Source organism: Geomicrobium sediminis (assembly GCF_016908595.1).
Classification (GTDB): Bacteria; Bacillota; Bacilli; order Bacillales; family Marinococcaceae; genus Geomicrobium_A; species Geomicrobium_A sediminis.
The window spans coordinates 1-22,272 of the sequence record NZ_JAFBEC010000011.1; the positions used below are offsets into that span (position 1 = coordinate 1).

The 22,272-nt window shown below is 37.3% G+C and carries 21 protein-coding genes and 2 pseudogenes; 8 read left to right on the forward strand and 15 right to left on the reverse strand.

The features are described from left to right. Window positions 1-126: 126 nt before the first annotated feature. The 3 genes from JOD17_RS16390 to JOD17_RS16400 form a co-directional block, all read right to left on the reverse strand. The gene (locus JOD17_RS16390; RefSeq protein ID WP_204699031.1) at window positions 127-912 is read right to left on the reverse strand and encodes a sulfite exporter TauE/SafE family protein; all 786 of its coding nucleotides are present in this window, start codon (window positions 910-912) and stop codon (window positions 127-129) included. 127 nt (window positions 913-1,039) lie between these two features. After that, complete coding sequence (locus tag JOD17_RS16395; RefSeq protein ID WP_204699033.1) at window positions 1,040-1,357, reverse strand: DUF3221 domain-containing protein; 318 nt, start codon at window positions 1,355-1,357, stop codon at window positions 1,040-1,042. Between the two features lie 53 nt (window positions 1,358-1,410). Further along, window positions 1,411-1,947, reverse strand: a complete 537-nt coding sequence (locus tag JOD17_RS16400) for an STM3941 family protein (RefSeq protein ID WP_204699035.1) — start codon at window positions 1,945-1,947, stop codon at window positions 1,411-1,413. 175 nt (window positions 1,948-2,122) lie between these two features. Here JOD17_RS16400 and JOD17_RS16405 point away from each other — a divergent pair, with 175 nt between their 5' ends. The 4 genes from JOD17_RS16405 (at window position 2,123) to JOD17_RS16420 (ending at window position 5,988) form a co-directional block, all read left to right on the forward strand. After that, window positions 2,123-2,620 (forward strand): biotin transporter BioY, encoded by a 498-nt coding sequence (locus tag JOD17_RS16405; protein WP_239575646.1) that lies wholly within the window; start codon window positions 2,123-2,125, stop codon window positions 2,618-2,620. A 4-nt stretch (window positions 2,621-2,624) separates the two neighbouring features. Next, complete coding sequence (locus JOD17_RS16410) at window positions 2,625-4,109, forward strand: AMP-binding protein (RefSeq protein ID WP_204699036.1); 1,485 nt, start codon at window positions 2,625-2,627, stop codon at window positions 4,107-4,109. A gap of 4 nt (window positions 4,110-4,113) precedes the next feature. Next, complete coding sequence (locus JOD17_RS16415) at window positions 4,114-5,274, forward strand: acetyl-CoA C-acyltransferase (RefSeq protein ID WP_204699037.1); 1,161 nt, start codon at window positions 4,114-4,116, stop codon at window positions 5,272-5,274. 489 nt (window positions 5,275-5,763) lie between these two features. Beyond that, entirely contained in the window at window positions 5,764-5,988 is a 225-nt protein-coding gene (locus tag JOD17_RS16420; protein WP_204699038.1) for a hypothetical protein, read from the forward strand. A gap of 251 nt (window positions 5,989-6,239) precedes the next feature. On the opposite strand, the gene JOD17_RS16425 is transcribed toward JOD17_RS16420, so the two are convergent. The 3 genes from JOD17_RS16425 to JOD17_RS16435 all read right to left on the reverse strand — a co-directional run bounded on the left by JOD17_RS16425 (window position 6,240) and on the right by JOD17_RS16435 (window position 8,860). Next, entirely contained in the window at window positions 6,240-7,166 is a 927-nt protein-coding gene (locus JOD17_RS16425; RefSeq protein WP_204699039.1) for a DUF4435 domain-containing protein, read from the reverse strand. Next, entirely contained in the window at window positions 7,167-8,501 is a 1,335-nt protein-coding gene (locus tag JOD17_RS16430) for an AAA family ATPase (protein ID WP_204699040.1), read from the reverse strand. Window positions 8,502-8,686: 185 nt separating this feature from the next. Next, complete coding sequence (locus tag JOD17_RS16435) at window positions 8,687-8,860, reverse strand: hypothetical protein (protein ID WP_204699041.1); 174 nt, start codon at window positions 8,858-8,860, stop codon at window positions 8,687-8,689. Between the two features lie 1,514 nt (window positions 8,861-10,374). Here JOD17_RS16435 and JOD17_RS16440 point away from each other — a divergent pair. Continuing rightward, the gene (locus JOD17_RS16440) at window positions 10,375-10,890 is read left to right on the forward strand and encodes a hypothetical protein (RefSeq protein ID WP_204699043.1); all 516 of its coding nucleotides are present in this window, start codon (window positions 10,375-10,377) and stop codon (window positions 10,888-10,890) included. 35 nt (window positions 10,891-10,925) lie between these two features. Here the strand turns inward: JOD17_RS16440 and JOD17_RS16445 are convergent, their stop codons facing one another. Next, entirely contained in the window at window positions 10,926-11,645 is a 720-nt protein-coding gene (locus tag JOD17_RS16445; protein WP_204699044.1) for a hypothetical protein, read from the reverse strand. A 13-nt stretch (window positions 11,646-11,658) separates the two neighbouring features. After that, window positions 11,659-12,171 carry a hypothetical protein gene (locus JOD17_RS16450; RefSeq protein ID WP_204699045.1) on the reverse strand — a complete coding sequence of 171 codons (513 nt, stop codon included), beginning with the start codon at window positions 12,169-12,171 and terminating at the stop codon, window positions 11,659-11,661. Window positions 12,172-12,443: 272 nt separating this feature from the next. Between JOD17_RS16450 and JOD17_RS16455 the strand changes: the two are divergent. Continuing rightward, window positions 12,444-12,572: pseudogene (locus tag JOD17_RS16455) on the forward strand (transposase); the annotation flags it as partial. A gap of 177 nt (window positions 12,573-12,749) precedes the next feature. Here the strand turns inward: JOD17_RS16455 and JOD17_RS16460 are convergent. Then, entirely contained in the window at window positions 12,750-13,340 is a 591-nt protein-coding gene (locus JOD17_RS16460; protein ID WP_239575656.1) for a TnsD family Tn7-like transposition protein, read from the reverse strand. 38 nt (window positions 13,341-13,378) lie between these two features. On the opposite strand from JOD17_RS16460, the pseudogene JOD17_RS21375 reads away from it, so the two are divergent. Both JOD17_RS21375 and JOD17_RS16465 read left to right on the forward strand, forming a co-directional pair. Continuing rightward, window positions 13,379-13,552 (forward strand): annotated as a pseudogene (locus tag JOD17_RS21375) (cysteine hydrolase); the annotation flags it as partial. 56 nt (window positions 13,553-13,608) lie between these two features. After that, the gene (locus tag JOD17_RS16465) at window positions 13,609-13,782 is read left to right on the forward strand and encodes a DUF1272 domain-containing protein (RefSeq protein WP_204699048.1); all 174 of its coding nucleotides are present in this window, start codon (window positions 13,609-13,611) and stop codon (window positions 13,780-13,782) included. Window positions 13,783-14,116: 334 nt separating this feature from the next. Here the strand turns inward: JOD17_RS16465 and JOD17_RS16470 are convergent, their stop codons facing one another. The 6 genes from JOD17_RS16470 to cdaA form a co-directional block, all read right to left on the reverse strand. Next, on the reverse strand, window positions 14,117-14,686 hold the full coding sequence (locus JOD17_RS16470) for an SLATT domain-containing protein (RefSeq protein ID WP_204699049.1): 570 nt from the start codon (window positions 14,684-14,686) through the stop codon (window positions 14,117-14,119). Beyond that, on the reverse strand, window positions 14,664-15,545 hold the full coding sequence (locus tag JOD17_RS16475; RefSeq protein ID WP_204699051.1) for an SMODS domain-containing nucleotidyltransferase: 882 nt from the start codon (window positions 15,543-15,545) through the stop codon (window positions 14,664-14,666). Before JOD17_RS16475 ends, JOD17_RS16470 begins: the two co-directional genes overlap by 23 nt. A 783-nt stretch (window positions 15,546-16,328) precedes the next feature. Then, window positions 16,329-18,131: a glutamine--fructose-6-phosphate transaminase (isomerizing) gene (gene glmS / locus JOD17_RS16480; RefSeq protein WP_204699053.1), complete on the reverse strand. Its 1,803-nt coding sequence runs from the start codon at window positions 18,129-18,131 to the stop codon at window positions 16,329-16,331. A 363-nt stretch (window positions 18,132-18,494) separates the two neighbouring features. Then, window positions 18,495-19,841, reverse strand: coding sequence for a phosphoglucosamine mutase (gene glmM / locus JOD17_RS16485; RefSeq protein WP_204699055.1), 1,347 nt, complete (start codon window positions 19,839-19,841; stop codon window positions 18,495-18,497). 34 nt (window positions 19,842-19,875) lie between these two features. Beyond that, window positions 19,876-21,132, reverse strand: a complete 1,257-nt coding sequence (locus tag JOD17_RS16490; RefSeq protein ID WP_204699057.1) for a CdaR family protein — start codon at window positions 21,130-21,132, stop codon at window positions 19,876-19,878. Then, window positions 21,125-21,946, reverse strand: coding sequence for a diadenylate cyclase CdaA (gene cdaA / locus JOD17_RS16495; RefSeq protein ID WP_042359346.1), 822 nt, complete (start codon window positions 21,944-21,946; stop codon window positions 21,125-21,127). The genes JOD17_RS16490 and cdaA overlap by 8 nt, the downstream gene beginning before the upstream one ends. Window positions 21,947-22,272: the final 326 nt, after the last annotated feature.

Consider the following 22,272-nt stretch of genomic DNA (forward strand, 5'->3'; position numbering starts at 1 on the left):
TTCCGTTCTTTTCTCTATTATAACAAAGCGTGGTTATGATTCGGCGTCTATAAATAAGAAAAAGCTGTTGAGAAATGACTTTCTCAACAGCCTGAGGAAGCGAAGTAACGATACTTCGCTTCCTTTTTATATGATAGAAATTAGATCAACAATAACGGTCATAATAATAATAAACAATAGCGTATTTAGACTAAGTTTTAAGATTGCATCCGGAATTTTTGCACTTAATGAAGGTGCAATTAAACCACCAATCAGCCCACCAACTCCTAGTAAAATAGCAAACTCCCAGTCCATTGAGCCCGAAGGTATTCTTGCAATGATTGCAAACAACGAGATGAAAACGCCAGTGAATGTCGTAATAGCAATCGTCGTCTTGAGTGAATAGTGAAGAACATACACCATATATGGAATGATTAAAATCATACCACCAACACCGATCACCCCTGTGACCACACCTAGAAAAAACATCAACCCCATCCCAAATATCATAGACAACCGCTGATTCGGGGCGATGTTCGGCTTTCTAAAGGGAATTAAATTAAACGTTAACGAAATGATAGCAATAAAAAGAAATAGGCTAAGGAACACCAATTGATTCACATGTTCAGCCAGAAACATGCTCGACAAAAAAGAACCAATCGACCCGAACAACACATAAAAAATGACTTTCTTATAAGGAATTCGCTTGGCAAAATGATGACGTACTGTTGCAGCACCCGTTGAAAATAACGTAAGAACAAGCGCCGCCGACGTGATCGTTTGAACCGTTAACGACTCTCCTACCAATGATGGATATACATATTCAAGCAACGGAACGACTAACATGGAGCTTCCCGCTCCTAGTATGCTTGCAATTAGACCACAGATCAATCCGATGATGATTAGAATCATGACGACCACTCGTTTCAGCAAGACTACAACCTAATTCAACCTTGTAATCGTATCATAATTCTCTTAAAGTAACTCGTTAATTTAGCTAAATAGGAAACTTATCAAGAGGAGGAGGCATTTCGGTTTGTACTTTATTTCTCACAACTCGCTACTCATTTATTCTCTCGATTGAGAGTGCATGAACTTGAGGAGGGTCACTTTCCATTATTGAGCCATCGAAACCAATGACCACTGTATCCCCAACTTTCGCCCTTGAAGGAATGTCACTATTTCTAGTGTTTACGACTAATTCATCAAACGATTCATGCTCTGGTGCGATAGAAAAGCTATTTGAAAGAAATCCCATACTAATTATTTTTCCTTCTATCGTATGGGTATCTTCATGATCAATTTGCTCATTCGTGCTTGTGGAACAACCCATAAGTAATAAACATAAAATTGGGATAATCATTAATTTATTCATCATAAGTAAAAATCCCCTTTAATTAATGCACGCAGTGTACTACTAATATTTCCAACCTAAGACACTTCCTTATGCTCACGATTCATCAAACGTCCTTTTTTGTCGTAAACAGGGATGCCTTTATCCATGAGCATTTGAAGCAATACTTTAGGTTCTGTCACTTGTTGATAACCCAAACTGAATACAGGGAATCCAGCCTTCGTTAAGGTATCGTAAATATAACCAGGAATTTGCCCAGAAAAGTGGTGTTCATACTTCGTATCATCATCCGTAATAAAGAAGATGACCGTATGCAAATTAAAATGAAGCAAGCGGACAGATTGTACATCTTCCCAAGTTACTAAACCAACCGTAAACATCATCCCTTCCTCATTCAAGGTGATGATCGGACCTGTCTGATGTAAGTTATAAAATATTTGAAAACCGCAGCCAAACAGGATAAATGCCAAGAATGAGAAAACTAATGTACCCTCACCATCCGGATTCAACCATGCTACAAATGCGAAAAATAACATGATTAATCCCGACACTACACTTAGCCATATCACCAAGTAACTTCTCTTTTTTGATAAGTAAAATGATTTTTCTATCATTGGTATACTCCGTTCCAGGTTGTTGATATGTAAATGGACTAATTTTCTACCTCTTTTTCTGTTTATATGTTAACCTATTTTTAAATGTGGTTAACAATCGAAAGGAGGGCTACACATTAAAACAAAAAATCTCATTTTCATTTCGATGTTCACTGCGTTCACAGCTGTTTTTGGGTTGTTACCACCGATTCCGATCCCTTTTATTCCTGTGCCCATTACGCTCCAAACATTCGGCGTCATGTTAACAGGAGCTTTGCTCGGTTCTAAGAAAGGGTTCCTTAGTATACTGCTACTCGTAGCACTTATTGCGATCGGCATCCCCCTGTTATCTGGTGGTCGAGGCGGTCTTGGTGTCTTGACTGCACCCGGAGGGGGCTACATACTGTCTTGGCCACTCGCTGCGTTTATGATTGGGTGGTTCACCGAACGACTCAACCACTACTCTATGCGTAACTTAATCTTCATCAATGTTGTTGGTGGTATTCTATTCATTTATCTATGTGGGAGTTTATGGTTCTCTTTTACAACCGACCTTCCCTTTCCACAAAGCTTCATCGCGAATCTCGCTTTTTTGCCTGGCGACGCTGTTAAAGTTGTGCTCACCGCTGCCTTAACGATCAAGCTTAAACAAACCGGTACGGTTCCAATTCTAAATGAAACGATGAAAAGGTGATCTTATGAATATTGTTGCACCAATCTTTGATTACGCTGAAAAGAATCCCGATCAACTAGCCATCGTTGATGAACGTTCAACGACCAGCTATCGCACACTCGCTTACACAATGGGGCAAGTCATGATTGGATTAAATAAGTACAATAAACCGCAAATGACGGTTGGTGTTCTCGCTCATACCCATCGTGAAGTCATTGAGACATTATGTGGAGCTGTTGCAGCTGGTCATATTATAGTTGTTCTTGATCCGAAGTGGTCACAGAAGCAATTGAAGGAAAGCCTTAAACACGTTGATATCCTTTTTATTGACGAACAATTTCGAGATCTCGTGCGTAATCACACGACTGTAGACGTTATTCCTTACAGAACTGGCGAAAGTATTAGTACATTCTATTATACAGATTGGCGCGATCTACATACAGGAACATTCCCAACTTTAGCAGTAGGGGATACAGAACCTTTTTACATTGGATTTACTTCTGGCACTACGAGTAATCCAAAATCATTCATCCGTCATCATCAATCTTGGATTGAGAGCTTTACCGCGTGTCATTCCGTTTTCAAGATTGACCAAAACAGCCATGTCGTTGCACCTGGTTCGATCGCTCATTCTTTATTTCTATTTGCTGTTTTTCATGCACTTTTCAATGGGGCAACGTTGTACGTATTGAATCAGTATTCTTCAACAAAGTCACTCAAACTCATTCAAAATCACCCTGTCTCACATATGTACCTTGTGCCTACAATGGCAGAATCACTTTTGGCATCACTTGAACCCTCTGAACAACACACACAACCTGTCTCACTGATCACATCTGGTGATAAATTAACGACTGAAACAAAAGGGCGATTGCAAAACGCTTGGCCAGACGTTCAGCTGTTTGAGTTTTACGGTGCTTCTGAATTAAGCTTCGTATCGGTATCTACGCCAAGTGATCATCTACGTAACCCTGAATCTGTCGGTAAACCATTTCCGAGCGTTCAATTGGAAATTCGAGATGATTCAGGAAACCCACTACCACCTGAGCAAATCGGTACACTACACGTAAAGAGCAACATGCTCTTTAGCGGGTACATAAACGATGACAATGAGACAGCAAACGTTCTCATCGACGACTGGGCGGTAACAGGCGACTTAGCCAAGCTCTCTCACGATGGCGATCTCTACCTCGTAGGCAGGAAAAAGAATCGAATCATCAGCGGTGGGTGGAATATCTTCCCTGAGAAAATCGAAACAATTGTTAAAACGTACTCAAGTTTACACGAAGTTGCTGTTATTGGTCTACAGAGTAGGTTTTGGGGGGAGATTCCAGTTCTTGTAATTACAGAACAATCAAATGATGACCAACAAAGCACTTTACGATCCATTTACAAAGAGCACCTGCCAAGACATGAATGGCCACGAAGAACATACACCATTGACGCTTTTCCTTATACATCTAGTGGCAAGATAGCTCGAGCGCGCTTAAAAGAACTCATTCAGAGGTGATTACGTGCACACTCCCGTTATTGTAAAAACCAAAAGAACAGCCATAGCAAAAGCCGGTGGCGCATTAAGTGACGTACGTCCCGAACATTTAGCCGCTCCTGTCTTGCAATCATTACTCACTGATACAGGGATTGAAGCGAAACAAATTGACGAAGTCGTACTTGGGAATGCTGTCGGACCCGGTGGAAATCTTGCTCGACTCGCTCTACTAACGGCAGGTTTTCCGCTTGAAATACCAGGTGTCACGATTGATCGTCAATGTGGTTCAGGTCTAGAAGCGATTGTTTATGCCGCTCGCTTTATTCAAAGCGGGGCTGGAAGCATCTACATTGCCGGCGGTGTCGAAAGCGAAAGCTTTGCACCTCTAAAAGTTGAAAAACCAACGAGTGATCACGCAGAGCCTCTTGAGTTTACAAGGGCACGTTTTGCTCCAGATGGCATTGGTGATCCAGACATGGGGATCGCGGCTGAAAACGTCGCAAGAACGTTTGGCATTACACGTGAAATGCAAGATGACTTTGCGTGGCGAAGCCATCAGCTCGCTTCTATTGCGCAAGCAAAAGGTCATTTTAGCAATGAAATCGTACCCGTGGAACGTACAAACGGTACGATTTTTCATCAAGACGAATGCATACGAGGAAACGACATGAAGAAGCTTCTCGCTCGCCTCAAGCCGGTGTTCGAGCAACAGGGGACCGTAACCGCGGGGAATTGTTGCCCAAAAAATGACGGTGCTGCCGCTACTTTAATCATGTCGAAAGAAGAAGCGCAATGCTATGGTCTAAAACCCGAAGCAATCTTCTTAGACGCAGTCACTGCAGGAGTTGACCCGAACCTTCTCGGCATCGGACCGGTTCCTGCCATCCGTAAGCTGCTTATAAAGAATAGGTTAACCATGAATGAGATCGACCTTGTTGAGTTCAATGAAGCCTTCGCTTCCCAAGTCATTGCTTCACTACATTTACTAGACATCCCTCTAGAAAAAGTAAATATAAGCGGTGGTGCCATCGCCTTCGGACACCCGTACGGTGCATCTGGCAGCATTGTCGTAACAAGACTTATTGAAAATATGAAACAAACAAATGCACAATACGGAATTGCTACGATGGGAATTGGGGGTGGGTTAGGAACCGCAGTGTTGTTACGAAGGGATCCAGAAGAGTAAGAAAAGCACATATCGTTCTAGGCCAGAACATGTTTATGTAACTTCACCATTTATGTTAGTCTAACAATCATAAAACTTCTTTAGGAGGTTATGATGGGGGAAACAGAAAATAGACTACTTTTAATAGCTGTGAAGATTTTAACTTATGTGACGGTGCCAATGATTATCATAAATACGTTTATTAATGGAGGCATCATATACTTATCGATACTATGGACGTGTACATTCCTAGCAGTTTCATACATTGTGATATTTGCGTTTAGAAACTACACATTCCTTAGAGCATTTGCCGTCTGTGTATTTGCCTCTCTCAGTATTTCGTCTTTATCTTTATTCTTTCTATTATAGGGTTGGGAACATTATTATGAACAAAAAGTCACTCACGTCTGAGTGACTTTTTGTTGTAATTCAGGAAACTAAACCAAGCTAAATGACAGTCTGGTTTAGTTCTTTCATAGAGTGGTAATGATTAAAAAGGAGTGCATAAATATGACTACATCTATTTTTAGTGCGACACTCATTTTAGCGAGCATCATTATTTATATGGGTACTTTCATTACTACCGCTGTAGTCTCAGGAGGAGGGGTAGACATTACCGAGATGATCTATTCATCAATGTGGGACGCCTTTCCTTTCCATGTTATTTTATCCGTTATAATGCTAGTTGGAGGTTTAACTTTATTGAGCTATGAAGTAATCCAAAACAAAAAGTAAGCTTTGGCGTTTCGTCCCCACTAACTAAAAACAGTATCCCTTTTAACCTTATAAGCCTTCGACAACTCATGAAGGCTTACTTCTTTTTATTTCATAAAAGTAAAATACTAGCGTTGCTTCATAACAATTGCACGGGTGTTTAATTCAACTTTTACTAAAAAGATTGATCAAAATGAATAAATTTTAATTAACCCTAATTTATTTTTAGGTGTTGCACTTGATTTTACAATTCGTCTTATAAAAAAGATTGATTAAACCTCAACAACATTCATTTTTTGATAAAGTTCTTTAATATCTTCTTTAAAAAGGTTTGCATCATTTGAACTTGACCATTTATATAGATTTTGGAATAATTCTGTTTCCATAAAATATCTTGCTTCGTATGACATAATAAATGAATCTTCAATAGCATTATAATCAGACAATGATTTCTTAGAACTTCTGAGAGATTTTTTTAATAATAAAAATAAAATATTTGATAAATCATGCCCATTTACTAATTGCAGTAAATCGTATTCTTTTTCTGACAGCTCTTCAATCTTCTGTTTCACTAATTCTTTATCAACCATTTGAATAGACCTATTAATTGAATAGTTAAAAACAGTATTTATTAATTGTTCTTTACCTTTAAACTGTAATGTCTTCTCATCTATAAAATCTTTGTATTTTAAATTTTTCCCATCTATTTTTTTAGGCTTAAATGCCAACCCTAAACTATGTAAATCATTTGCTAGTTTTAATAATCCTATTTCTTTAGCTATATTTAATAAACTTTCCTTTATTTCTCTTCCACTCATAAATTCATCTAATTTTTTCTTTGTAACATAGATATATAATACTGTCTCTAATGCTGGAGATTTGAACATCATAACTTCACTATCATGATAATCTGTAGAAAAAATATCTTGTACTAACTGATCCTCCTCTAAGATTTTTGAAAAATCAGCATCTATTATTCCTATTTTTTTATTAAACTTTCGTTCCTCTAAAATTTTTATAATATCTCTAACTTTTTCTTTGCCCCCGACTTGTTTAATTTCTACTGTATCATCAATATTAAAGAATTTACTATAAAGATTAAAATCTTTCGTCCCTTCCACAATTAAATATGTTCCATTAAATGTTGTATCTTGCATAATTGCATTTGCTGTTCTCTCAGGTGTCATATGCTCAAACACTTATTCCACCCCTTGTAATTCAACTTTTAAATCCCAATTATTTGATATTATATCTGGGGAATGTGTAGCTATCAGAATGTCTAACTTATTTAAATTGTGAATTTCCTTCAAATCTGAAATAAATTTATTTTGCCATGAAATATGTAACGAAATTTCAGGCTCATCTATCAATATTAAAGAATTAGGACTAGTATTGAATATCAAATGGTAAAATAATATCAATTCATTTTTTTCCCCAGAAGAAAGTTGTTCCAAAGGGATCTGTCTATAAATATCTCCCTCTTTAAGCACTGTAGATTTAAACGCAAATCCATCTTCTTTATTTACATATAACTTTTTATGTTTAAACCTTTCATTAATAATCTTTAATAGCAATCTAATCTTTTCTGCTATTTCATCAAATATACTTAACTTATCGAAGCTATCTTTAACATATAGCATAAGAACATTTTTCACTGTATCTTCTGGTTTATCTATTAAAAGAAGATCTGAATTTTTATCAGTTTCTACTAAACCAACTTCATCAAGCAAACTACGCTTATCTTCTAAAGCTTTAAGTTCATCATTCAAATCACTCTCTGATACACTGCGATTCCCTTCTTTTAATTCATTAACCAATCTATTAGGGTATGTTCTATCTAATTTAGAAGATAACTCTGTAGACTCTGTTAATTTTTGTTTTATCGATTCTGTTAGCTCTCTAGAGTATTTTCTTACAGTTTCAATAGGGGCTCTATCCGGATTTCCAAAATTGTAAACTCGCTGTGTTTCTATTAAAGAAACCTGTACTTTTTCGAATCTATCAATAAACCATTGAGGTGAGTCCGAATTTTTAATAGAATCATTATCAAATCTTCTTGGTTGATTTGCACTATATCTTTCAACAATTTCTAATGAATTATAGAGTTCCCCAGTATATCTGTGTTCCCATGTATTAGGGCCACTCCTTCTTAAAGTATTACTCCCCCTCGCTATGTGCATTGCTTCTCTTCTAATTGCTTCTGGATTATATACATCTAATTCTAGTAAAAAAACTTCTTCTTTTTTTCCTTTTCTTTTTTGACTAACAGAGAGTGAAACTTCTTTTTCTTGAGTTTCATTTTTAAAAATTTCCCAAGAAACATTATCTTCAAATTTAAAAATAAGACTTTCATATTCAATATTTGCAAGCTTGTAAAACTCACCTTTAAAAAATGCCTCTACCATTTCTAATATTTTCGTTTTCCCTAGGCCATTCTCACCAATTACAATAGTTATTCCTCTATCGATACTTAATTTAATTTCATGATTAAATATACCAAATAACTTTTTAATAGATATTTCTTTTAATTTCAAAGTACTTCACCCCCACTATTAATATATACAAATAAACCCAAATACTTAATAAATTATACCTTAAATATTAGTATTTTTTTATTTATTATTTTAGCTCTATACTCTTCAACCTTTTTATCATGTTTTAAAGTTGAAAATTGGTTTTGTAAAAATGAAGTTGTTCTTTATTCCACGTTCCACTGCTATCAATTAAACCATTTAAAATCATATGGTCTCTCAACTTCAATTACACTTACTGCTTCGCTTGCAAACAATAAGATTTCAGCAATCACATATTTCCTCTCAGTCACACCATCACTCAAATAAACAATTCGCTTCGTATCAGAAAATTCCTTTAAACCACCTTGAATCACATACATTTATTGACTGTACTTCGGGATAATTTTCTAAGGCTTTCAACATCTTAATAAACTTTTCTAGCTCCCTTTGCAAATTAATATCATAAAGTGATTTATGATATTAATTTGCAAAGGTACCCCCACCAACATCTAAAGACGACCTTCTACCTTGTATCATCAATAAAATGTTTCTTCGTATTTTCAATATAACGGAAACAGCGTCAGGTGAAAATAATTTCGAGCATATTTATGTTGAAAGAGATAAAGGAGATGAAGATACCATTTAATTCCACCCGAGATGGATGAAGACATTAAAGTTGGAGATTATCACCATCTACCATGACCAATATCCGGTAGAAATAAATCTCTGCCCCCAAAACAAGGCGGAGTTGAGAGGTTAGAGTTCAAAGACTATTGATGATCGGACAAAGACTGGATACTGATATATGTTCATCTGCGCTAACGAGACCCGCGGTTCCTGTACTTTATAGACGTAAATCACATGAAAGATCTGTCATTTTCTAACACTAAACTATAGACTAGTTCTTCAGTTACATGATGCAATGTGTAGAACATAGGAGGAGTTTTAAATAGACTTAGATATTGAACACATTCGTAAAGTAATAAAGATAACCGGTGAACGTGCGATGCTCGATGCAAAAATTAATAATACGTATTTCGTCTATCTAAAAGGCATGGTACTTGTTCGGGAATATCCAGATAGGTAATTCGAAAAATATTCAGATATCGATCTATCTATCATAAATTCAAAACCACTACTGTAAAATAACAATAAAGCTGTATACTCAAGGTCTATTGGTTGTAAGTATAAATCTAACGTTATAACCTTCCAGAATTGTATGTCATTAAAACAAGCCCCTTGTGAGTGATAACAACTATGCTCACATGGGGCTAACTTCTTTTCATTCAAGTGTTAGGAACTTTATAATGCTAATAAACCAGTCAACCTTCTAGACATTCTCACATAATCAGTTCCCACTTTAGTTGTCATTCTACAATTTGTAAATTGACAAAAAAGATGTATACTCAATGTCTATTGTTCGTATATCACGTTATCAATGTTAAATTTCTAGTTCATCGCAAAGATCTCCTCTCCTTGAACAATACCTAAAGCCAAAAGTGCCCAACCAGTACACCAAGAGTTAAGCTTGCAAAAACTGGATTCCTCAAATATTGATCTAATTGAATATTTTTTATAGCTTTCCATGTCTAAATTTCCAAACGTTAAGAGAGAAGCTAATAGCACCCTCTGTTTACTTGCAAGCACAGACATTCCGTAATGGTTAATCGCCAAAACATAATACAAATCGCTGGGTATAATGCACATTCACTCCTATGTGTATTTTAAAATTTGTACCGCTACCAGTTAAGAAACCCATTCTTATAGTTAATTAACACTTTTCTCATCTCGTTCTTAATATTTTCATAGAATAGAGCTTTTTTCATTCACACAAGGTATTTTACTATCTTGGATATGTATAAATTCATTTATCTTCAATATATATATTGTTACAATGAGATTAGCATTTAATGGAGGGGATAGCATTAAACAATTCATAATAATTATTGTGATGGGTATTATCTTATCAGCTTGTAGTCAAGAAGAGTTATCAACTAACGAGGAAGCTATCGGATCATACAAAGAAAGTTCTTTTAATGCAAAAATATCTGAAATAAAGAGTGTATCAGATGAAAATAATGAAGAAGCTATTAACCTCAACCCCCAATTTATAATATTGTATATAACTATGGATATTGAGGCAATAGACCCTCTACAAATTGATCAAGAATTTTATAATAGTTTTTCTTTAGAAGAGGAAAATGAACCTATTCCTGTTAAACCATTTATTGATCAGTTAAGCGACGTACCAAAAGATATGAGAATTGTTGAAGTTAAATATGAGAGACTGGAGCAGGGAGATAATGCAAGCATAGAGTTAGCCTACGTTATAGAAAAAGGCACTGAAGATTATTATCTAAACATCCAAGAAGATTCACAAATTTATTTTACTGCCAATGATATAGAATAAATCCCTACATTATAGAAATGTAGGGATTTATTCTACTAGATATTTTCTCTAGCTTCGTCAACCTCTTGTTTGTTTTCATTTATATAATTTTGAACTATTTCATCTTTCGTTGAATTCCATTCTTCATGTCTGTTCTCTAGCTCTTCAATATTTCTATTTACACTTTGTTCTTTGTTCAATTCAGTGTTAACCAATTCATTTTTTACTTTTTCTGATGTGTACGTAATCATGATAGCCTCTGGAACATACTCGTTCCAGTACTGATCTTCTGTCAATCCCATACCTTCAATCACTTCTTTTAATTCTTCATAAGCTTCTTCATGATTATTTACTTCATTTCCATCAGCGTTTACCCCACCTTCCATCATCGCTCGTTTACCTTTAACTAAATCATCAATCTCCTCGTCTGAGGGTAAAACATCTAATTTTTTAGCTTTATCTCTTAAAGCAATTGCTTCAAGTTGCATATTAAAAGCCATATCATTTATTGCTTCTTTGGATTGGTCTTCTTTATTTCTATATGAAACGACATCTACAAGGTAATGATGCATATCCTGATTAAACTCGTCTAGCTCAAATACACTACCTTCATCAGATGATGTAATCCTTGCGTTATTATCACTAAAAAGATTTTCCTGAACAGACTGACCTATCTTTAAATTAAAATTATTTTCTTCGCCTGAAGCAATATATGTCGTTGCACTTCCAAAGACTATAAGACCAATAATAGAAAATGCTACTAAAGTTTTTCTCATATTATACACAACCTTAATAATTAAAAGTGGACTGCTCACTAACGTTATCAGACCATCCCTCAGTACCAAAGAGAGTATGGGTATGCTGTACTTGTAAACCTGAAGAAACAGAAGAAGAATTATAAGTTAAAGAAGGAGTAGCTTCTCTAGCCCTCATCACTTCAAAACTTGGACCTATCCAATCACCCTGAACTGGTCCATAACGATCTTGTATTCTTGCCCTTTGATCTCCACCTGTCAGAACATTTGACCATAAAAGTTCTGATGCGTAAGTCATTGGTCCATCATACCCTAAATCACTAAAAAAGGTCTCTAGAGTAATTCCGCCACCAGAGTTATTAGTATAATATTGGCCAGCGGCGTAATAAATATCGTGGCTCCAAGGGACATTAAATGGATCAGATATTGTTTGATTGTATCGAGCAGTATCGTTTACCATTTCTAAAGCCTCTACTTCTTCACCATTAAAGTTCATTACTCCAAACAGTGCCACTGCACTCGTAACACTCATAATAAATTTCCTCATATTTCCTCCTTTTAAATATAAACAAAATAACTACTAATTTAGACATAAATACACAATAAGATTACCATTTACCCCCATTTATTATAATTTATACCATTCTCTGTATCTATTTACTCATATTTGTTTTAATATTTCAATACATATACCTAAAAAGATTTATTTATATATTTATTATCTAATAACTATTTGGTTTTCTCAGTTAGTATATGTTCCAAATGTATACTTTCAACGAGAACTCAGACTATCTTGTGCCCATGAATAAAAATATGAATATTGCGCTTTATACGCGACCAAATGATACGTTAGAATTATTTGTAATACATATATATCAAACAGGCTTAACCACAAGCAAAATCTCTGATCTCGTTGAGCGTATATATGGCATTGTGAATATGACAAAACAACGATTTTTGTAAGGTTCATTTTAGGATTTGTGATTATTGCAAACGTCTATAAACTAAGACTTCAAATGACTAAATCCTTTATTCTTTCATTACAAAAAGCTCACTTCATTTTTCAATTCCATGAGCTCCTCAATCTTTTATCTATATACTCCTCTAGCTCCGCAGTAAGCTTTTTTACCCCGTCAACTTAAGTACTTCCCATACTTTCAACACTCTGTCTTTAGACATTACGCCTAAAATATAGTCCATTCTTCTTCGCTGAAAACTCTCAGGATCTTCTGTAATTTCTTCAATAAATCCCCTAGTTAAAGACATTTTATTTAAATGCTGAGTAATAAGAGAAACTTGATTTAACTTTTTCCCTATAGCTGTCATAGTAATTCGGTGAAATTTATTAGCTTCATTATCCCAATCAATATAAATCTTAACTACTTTTGGTAATAAATTTTTATCGCGTTCAAGCCAACTAATTCTTTCTTTGGGCTTACGTGACAATATATTTGGTGTACTTCCCATTAACCAATCATAATTATTCCTATATAACCTTTGGTATAAATTTATGTTTCCATGCTTAATCATGGTTTTTGTGAAAGTGGGATTAGTGGCAACAAGCTCTAACCATTGTTCTTGATCTTTCGACAACTCTTTCTTAATAGATTTTTCCGCCTCGATGTTATCTGAGCTACATTTCCTTGTTAACTTAGCATATTTTACAATAGTAGATACATGTACATGCAAAACCTTACTTAAGGCTTGATAAGTCATTTTTTCATTCAATCCACTTTTCTTTTCAATTTTTCGCTTTGGTTGGCGACGCACATTCAACAACAGACAGTAATTTTTTAAGTGCAGAACAAATAATAAAACACCATAATGAAACTCTTCATGGTCATTACAATGTTGAACACTTTTCAATTGTTAGAAATTCAGAGGAAGACTTGTTCCGTCCAACTCATGATTCTTACAGGGATAACTAAAGGTAGCTCTATCTTGATGCTTATCTTGACAATCCGAAGACGAGGAGAATACCTATATGACATTAGAAATGAAAAGTAGATGTGAACGTTGCAATTCTTTTTTAAGCGAGAATTCATTTGCTTACATTTGTGTTCATGAATGTACATTTTGTAAAAAATGTACAGAAGATATGAAAGAAATATGTCCTAACTGCGACGGCGAACTTGTAAGAAGGCCAAGAAAACGATAAACACATGAAATATTGTTTCAACAAGCAGGGATTAACCCTGCTTGTTTTTTTATGTTTTATTTCATATGCAAATGTAATTCTCTTATTGAGCGAACCTCTCCCATGCCTTCTTTAAAAGTTGGACCCATAACAAATATAAGCGCAATCCTTATTACAGGATTGCGCCCGATTGTGGAATAGATGAGATCCTTTTTAATCGCGTTAATGCTTCCGTTAATTTATACGAATAAAGAGTTAGCACCCTTGTTTGGTTAAAAGTCTTTAACATTATCGAATTATAACTCAACATCTTTGAAAAATTAAAAGAAATACATATGAGAAAATATAAACGGTTTTATTTTTTTTGCCTCCGTATTGAATTAGGAAGCATTAAATCTAATTCCTTTTCGGAAAAAGTTTGCTCTTCCTCAGTCCTTAGTGACCGTTGAGCATCCTTATAACTCTTGGCATCAGTCCTGGGCGACTTAGAGTAAATTTCTGCTGTGCGTATTTGTAAATTGTCCCTACGCTTAACAATTTCCTGCTCCTCTAAAGATTCAAAATCAGTTAAAAGAGAAACATATTCTTCTCTTATAACCCATAACTCATCGGCTGCTTTTTGATGAGACTGTGCGATCTCAATTAAATCAAAGTTTTTCACATATGCATTTAATATTAATAAACTTATTGAAAATATAGCTCCTATTAAGCCAATAATAACTTCATTATTTAGTATTGTTGCTAAGAAGCTTCCTGTAGTCAATGCAGATAATACAATTTGCCATATCTTTATATTATTGTTCCTCTTAAGCATTCTATGCACTATTTTATTATGACAAGTAAATGTGTAAACTATTCTTCCATAGGCTTCTCTAATCTGTGATTCTAGTTTATACCCTTGACTATTTTGGGTATCTCGTTCCATATATGTCCCTCCATTTATTATTTGCAGAATGCCAGTATTCTTTAGTCTGATACTCTATTGCTTCTAAGGACAAATTATAGGCTGAAGAAGCCTTGAATTGAAAGTTGCCAGATTTATAAACTCTTCTATTACTACCAGGAGCCAACCAATAATTAATTTCTTTGTCTAATTCTTTAAGGTATTTAAAGAAATCTCTGCTGATAAAGTCATAATATAAAAAAGACTTATCTTTATACTGACATTCGTTAATGAACTTATACGCTAATGTATCAATAAGAATGCCACTAATAGGAACATTACAGTTGCTTTTCCATGCCCTTGCCATTCTGCATAATCTCTTAAGGTTTTTATTGGTTAATGAGTTGCGATTCTTCATTGCTTCCATTTCAGAACGTGGATTTGTGGTTCTCCAAATTCCGCCATTGTTTGTGTCAGGGTAAGTATAGCTTTGCTTGTCCTTATTTATAAATGCAGGAACGACCTCAAAGTTAATGTTATCTTCAAAATTAATTCCTATGACCTGTCCGTCGCCTTTTATGTGAGACGTAGCATAAGTTTTTTGTAGAGCTCTCTTTACATCCTGTAATAAAGCAGACTGACCATTACCTTTATAATTATTGTATTTATCATAAGTTTTGTACGGTAAATGAACAATAAGATCAATATCACTTGTCCATATTTCTGTTCCTCTTCCATATGAGCCCACGTATAAACTATAAGAAGTTTCGGAATCAAGGTTTCTGTACTCATAGTTTATTCTTTTAGTAATTCTTTTATAACGTCTTTGAATTTTATCAATTATGATATCTCTCATCTTTAAATTGTTGCATAAAGTAGAAAAGTTATTACTTACTGACACTTGTAGCACTCCTTTTATTTCCATTTAGGTTCGGTTTAGATGTTATTTTGATGATGATAATAATTCTTTGGATCTTCATTTTTTAAGATCTTGCAAATAGATTGTTCATTCGTCTTCTTAACCATCTGAGTGTTATTAATTAAGGACTATTGCTCACTTCCTAAGGACTATACTCTCATTATCTATGAATATAAGATACAAGACAAATCATCATGAGTTAAAGAACCCTAAACGCTAAATTTTTGCAAAGTTGATATTATCGATTCTTCAACAATCTGGCCCTTTAATTGAACTACAGTATTAATCCACGCAAAGAACATGAATTTAACACTTCATCATGATTATAATAAAATTCCTCCTAAAAGTTGAAACTAGGAATTCACATTAACTTCGACCTTGCAGTAACATAGTTCAATTTTTAACAACATATTTACTTTTACTCTTATGGCAGTAAGCTAATTAAAAGCTTTCAAACAGCAATCCTCTGCTTGTTTGTAGTGACTCCTTATTGTATAGCCAATTATATCAGATGTGCATTTCTGCAAACATTTTCAGACTAAAGCAACAAGCCCCTTGTGAGCATTCGTCACTCACAAGGGGCTTGCTTCATTTTACTTATTTAATCTATAGGAATAAGAACACTAATGGGCATTAACTTTCCATCCTAGCACATTGGTCATTTTTTTGACATTTCCACATATTATCACATAATCAGTTCCCGCTTTAGTTGTCCAGTTCCCACTTTAGTTGTCATTCTACAATTATGAAACCTAATTGCCAAATCTATTCAACCGTTACACTTTTTGCAAGGTTACGAGGCTTATCAACGTCACATCCGCGATGCAATGCTGCGTAGTACGAGATGAGTTGCAATGGAATTACTGACGCTAGTGGTGTCAAGTAGTCATGGACTTTCGGGATAACGACGTTGTCGCCTTTACGGTTCAAGCCGTCCATGCTGACGACACATGGGTTTGCGCCACGAGAAACAACTTCTTGTAAGTTTCCTCGAATGTTCAAGTTAACACTTTGTTGTGTGGCAAGTGCGATGACGGGTGTTCCGTCTTCGATGAGTGCAATCGTTCCGTGCTTTAGTTCTCCTCCTGCGAAGCCTTCCGCTTGAATGTAAGAGATCTCTTTAAGCTTCAATGCACCTTCTTGCACGACGTGGTAATCAAATCCGCGACCGATAAAGAACGCATTGCGTGTTTCGAGCAAGTAGTCTCGAGCGATTTGTTCCATTTCGTCTTTCGCATCTGTAAGAACTTCAATCGCATTGGCAACAATGCTTAATTCATGGATCGCGTCAAAGTCTGTATCGATGCCTTTCGCAATCGCTGCATCCATCGCTAAGATCGACAGAACAGCCATTTGAGCCGTATACGCCTTTGTCGATGCTACCGCAATTTCTGGACCTGCATACGTGTACAATGCAAAGTCGGCTTCACGATCAAGCGTTGAACCTGGTACGTTCGTAATTGTAACAGACGGCAGTCCAGCTTTCTTCACATTGACGAGAACGCCGCGGCTATCCGCTGTTTCTCCACTTTGTGAAATGAAGATGAACAATGGCTTCTCTGACAACAATGGTTGGTTGTAAAGAAACTCGCTTGCAATGTGAACTTCAACTGGAATACCAGCGACTTTCTCCAAAAGTTCTTTTCCAACAAGACCTGCATGGTAGCTCGTTCCTGCTGCAATTATATAGATGCGATCTGCATTTCCGACCGCTTTGCGGATGTCTTTGGAGAGCTTAATTTCGTTTTGTTCATCCTGATATTGCTGAATGATATTGCGGATAACGAACGGCTGCTCATCGATTTCTTTTAACATGTAGTGAGCATACGTGCCCTTTTCCGTATCACTTTCATCAAGCTCAGCTGTGAATGGCTCGCGGTCGACCGTTGTGCCATCAAGCTTCTTAATTTGTACGCCTTCACGACTCACGATGACGGTTTCTTCATCCATAAGTTCAACGAACGTCTTCGTAACGTGTAGCATTGCCATCGAATCCGATGCAACCACATTTGCATCATCAGCAAGACCAACGAGCAACGGGCTCTTGTTCTTACCAACGTAGATCGTATCAGAATCATTCGCATCAAGCATAGCAATCGCATAAGAACCTTCCAATTTAGAAAGAACCTGACGGAACGCTTCTTCCGGTGTTGCACCCGCGTCCGCAAACTTCTCGATCATTTGCACGATGATCTCTGTATCCGTGTCACTCGTTAACGTCACGTCACTTAAGAACTCCGTCTTAAGCTCTTCGTAGTTCTCAATAACACCGTTATGAACGAGTGTGAAACGCTTCTCATTTCCTTGATGAGGGTGAGCATTTGTAATGTTTGGTACACCGTGTGTTGCCCAGCGCGTATGACCAATTCCGATTGTACCATCCGCATCCGTTGCTTCTGCTTTCTCTCGAAGGGTCGCAATTCTTCCCTTTTCTTTAATCACATTCACATTCTCATCAATGACTGCGAGTCCAGCTGAGTCGTAGCCACGGTACTCGAGTTTCTCTAATCCTTTTAATAGGATATCTTTCACTGTTTGTGTTCCTACATAACCGACAATTCCACACATAACTGATTTCCTCCAATAAGGGGACAAGCACATTACGGGACAGTCTCTTGTCCCCACTCTATAGTCGTAGATTCACTGTCATGGTCATTGCTTTTGTACGAAGAGTCACCTCTTCGTTTTCAGTCAATGACTTTCGGTTGTGACAAAACAACCGGGAGGCATCCGCCGACGTTCGATGAACCCCCTCCTCGTCAACTGCATCGACTTGCAGTCCAGGCGCTTTATGAAACTAGTAAATCGTGTGACAAGGCTCCCTTCCATTCTAGAATGAATACCGCAATCGTACTATAATTTGTCAAAAAACGTCAATAAATGAAGATGAGCTGTCGAATAATGTTCATGAACGACAGCTCCTGTTTTATCTTATGCATCCGTTCCGAGTTGTTCTTGGACAACCGCAGAAATTTCATTCACATATTCAAAGCATAACTCATCAGTTTCCGCTTCGACCATCACGCGAACGAGAGATTCTGTTCCACTTGGTCGAACGAGTACACGGCCGTTACCAGCCATCTTCTCTTCAACTTGCTCAATCACAGCTTTTACAGCATCATTTTCTTCAACTGCATGCTTGTCGCTCACACGAATGTTCACAAGTTGTTGTGGGAATGTCTCTAATTCCTCAGCGAGTTCCGAAAGCTTCTTGTTCTTCACTTTCATTATATTCACGAGTTGCACTGCTGTTAACATTCCGTCTCCACTCGTTGTATGGTCAAGGAAAATAATATGACCTGATTGCTCTCCACCAAGGGTAAAGCCACCTTCACGCATTTTTTCCATTACATACTTATCTCCAACCGCCGTTTGTTGCGTTTGAATACCTGCCTTTTGCAACGCTTTATACAACCCGAGGTTACTCATCACTGTCGTAACCACTGTGTTGTGTGCAAGCATCGCTTCTTCCTTAAGAAACTTCCCGCAAATGTAGAGAATTTTATCTCCGTCTACGAGTTGCCCTTTTTCATCGACAGCGATTAGACGATCCGCGTCGCCATCAAAAGCAAGACCGATGTCTGCTTCTTTTTCACGAACGAGTTGTACGAGTTTCTCAGGGTGAGTTGACCCTACCCCGTCATTGATGTTCGTACCATCAGGGTTGTTGCCGATCGTCGAAATGTCTGCATCCAAATCTGCGAACATTCTCGGTGCAACTGAAGACGCAGCACCGTGCGCACAATCAATGGCAATGTGCAGTCCTGTAAATTCTTCGTCAACCGACTGTTTCAAATACTGAACATACTTTTGTACACCTTCATAATAATCACTAACGTTGCCAAGTGAAGCTCCTGTAGGTCTTGGGAGTGTATCTTCTTGGTCGATGATCGTTTCAATTTCTTCTTCTTGTTCCTTGGAAAGTTTAAATCCATCTCCACCAAAGAACTTAATGCCATTATCTTCGACCGGGTTGTGTGATGCAGAAATCATGATTCCTGCATCTGCATTGACAGCTTTTGTAAGAAAGGCGACTCCTGGTGTCGTTATGACGCCAAGTCTCATCACTTCTGCTCCAATAGATAACAACCCTGAAACTAATGCACCTTCTAGCATCGTCCCAGAAATTCGTGTATCACGGCCGATGAGAACTTTTGGCTGTTCGCTCTCTTTGGCTAACACATATCCTCCAGCACGCCCTAATTTAAACGCAAGCTCAGGCGTGAGTTCTGTGTTAGCTACACCCCTTACACCATCAGTGCCAAAATACTTACCCATTCAATATCTCTCCTTCATGCTTACCCTTAATAAGCTATTCACCTGCAACGGTTTCGGTTATTTCTACGGGCACTTCTTCAACTTCCAAGCGGTATTCTAAATCATTCGGACCCTCTACTTGAATTGGAACGACTTGCTCCCCTGTTTCTAGTTCCTCTTCGCTAAAGTCAATATAAAGTCGAATGTCTTCCTCGCTCAACTCGGAAAGTGCCTCTTCATCTCCGTGAACCGTGACACGATAGGCACGATCTCCATCTTGTTCTACAGGGATCGATGCGTTGTATGTCTCAGGCAGATTGTCCATTTCGATCTCTAAATCTAGAGACGTTGATTCTTCAAATTCATCAAGAAGAATATCAAGCTCAATCACTTCTGGCCTTACATAACTCACACCATCTGGAAGAGGGATTTCCACTTCCCGCGTCTCACTCTCTTCAATTGAACTCAAGTCAAGCGTCCCAATATGAATCGAATCAATGTCGTTAATGTCATCATATCGACCGTAGATCGTCACTGCTTCGTCTGACAAAGTCATTTCAAGGACTTCAAGTCCATCTTCCAATTCTCCGGTCGTATCATACTCTAATGGTACTTCTTTTGAAGGTAGTCGGATTGGTACAGTGATCTCTACCGCTTCTGGATCAATGTGAGCATCCAATTGCTCTCCATAAGGTCCGTAAGCGATGACCTCAACGACTTCTGTGAACGTTTCGTCTGCCCCTGCTACATCAACAAACGCTTGCAACGATGTAATGTTATCAAGCACCGAAGCACCTGCATGAACTTCTACTTCTCCTGTGTTCACTTCTGGGTCACCAATTGTATGACCTTCTGCAATTTGTTCTTCATTCATTAATTCAACGTCAACAGGTAGCGTAACCGCTTGACGTTCCTCTAAGACGACTCTGACTGTGCTCGGCTCAACACTAACATTTAGTCCACTTGGGAAATTCGCTGTTTGAACATCAACGGTATGAACCCCTGTCCCGTACTCAGACAAGTCTACATAGACTTCATACGAAGGGTTTGTGACTTGGAATAATGTCAGTGCACTCTGTGTGCCGGATACACGAACGTCAATGTCATCATCGATGCTTGCAATCGCATATTGTTCGTCATCGTAATAAATATCTAGCTCTGCTTCATCTAGTTGAATTTGTTCTGTACTCATAATCGGTGTTGCACCAGGATGATTCCCAAAGTCATCCATATTCACAAACAAAAACAACATTGTCGCGATGACTAATGAAATTAACTTTAAAAACCAATTGTTATTGAAGAGCCTATCCATCTTTACGCCCTCCCCAATTCCAAAACGACGTATTGGATGATTTGGATGCCTGTAGTAATTCTTTCTCAAGCATCTTGCGAATCGTTTCATCGTCTAAGTCTCGATGCAACTCACCATTCTTCGTTGCTGATATGGCGCCTGTTTCTTCTGAAACCGTTACGGTTAATGCATCCGTTACTTCACTCACACCAATTGCAGCTCGGTGCCTCGTACCGAGTTCTTTTGAAATAAACGGATTCTCCGAAAGCGGCAAATAACACGCCGCAGCAACGAGTTGATTGCTACGAAGAATGACTGCGCCATCATGCAAAGGCGCATTCGGCATAAAGATGTTCGTTAAAAGCTCTGAAGAAATCTGAGCGTTCACGGCGACTCCAGTTTCAATATAGTCGCTCATCCCCGTCTCTTTCTCAATTGAAATCAATGCACCAATTCTACGCTTTGCCATGTACTTTAATGAACTCATAATCGCATCAATCGTCTTCACTGAATCTTCTTCTTCTGTCGATTGTCCACGCCCGAATAAACGTCCACGGCCTAATTGTTCTAGTCCTCTACGCATTTCAGGTTGGAAAATAATGATGATCGCAAGCACACCATATGTAATGACAAGATTCATAATAAACGACATCGTATGCAAACCGAAGAAGTTACTCAAAAAGCCTGCTGCTAAGATGACGATAATTCCTTTTAATAACTGAACTGCTCTCGTTCCACGAACGATTGAAATCAATTTATAAACTACAAATGTAACGAGCAATATATCAATAATTCGGCGTAGCCACGTAAGTAATTCGAACTCCTCACCAAACATTCATTTGCCTCCCACTAGGATTTAAAAGCGAGAAACCTCGAGAGGTTAACACCATTAACAGTATAACATAGCTCTCGATTTAACTGGTAGCAACTCAGCGATCCTTAGAAATCATTCAGTATCTACACAGTATAACTCTTCTTCGTTTCTCTTAACCCTTATGCTTTGTGATCGTCTACTTATTACTACGTGTTCTTTACCCGCTTGTTACACCGGTTTCCTCAAAAACCCGTTTAAAAAAACCGCAATCCCCTCTAAATGAAATGTAAAATTCTCAACAACACCCTTTTCCTTCATAATACAGTAAAAACCTTGCTAGTACTTCT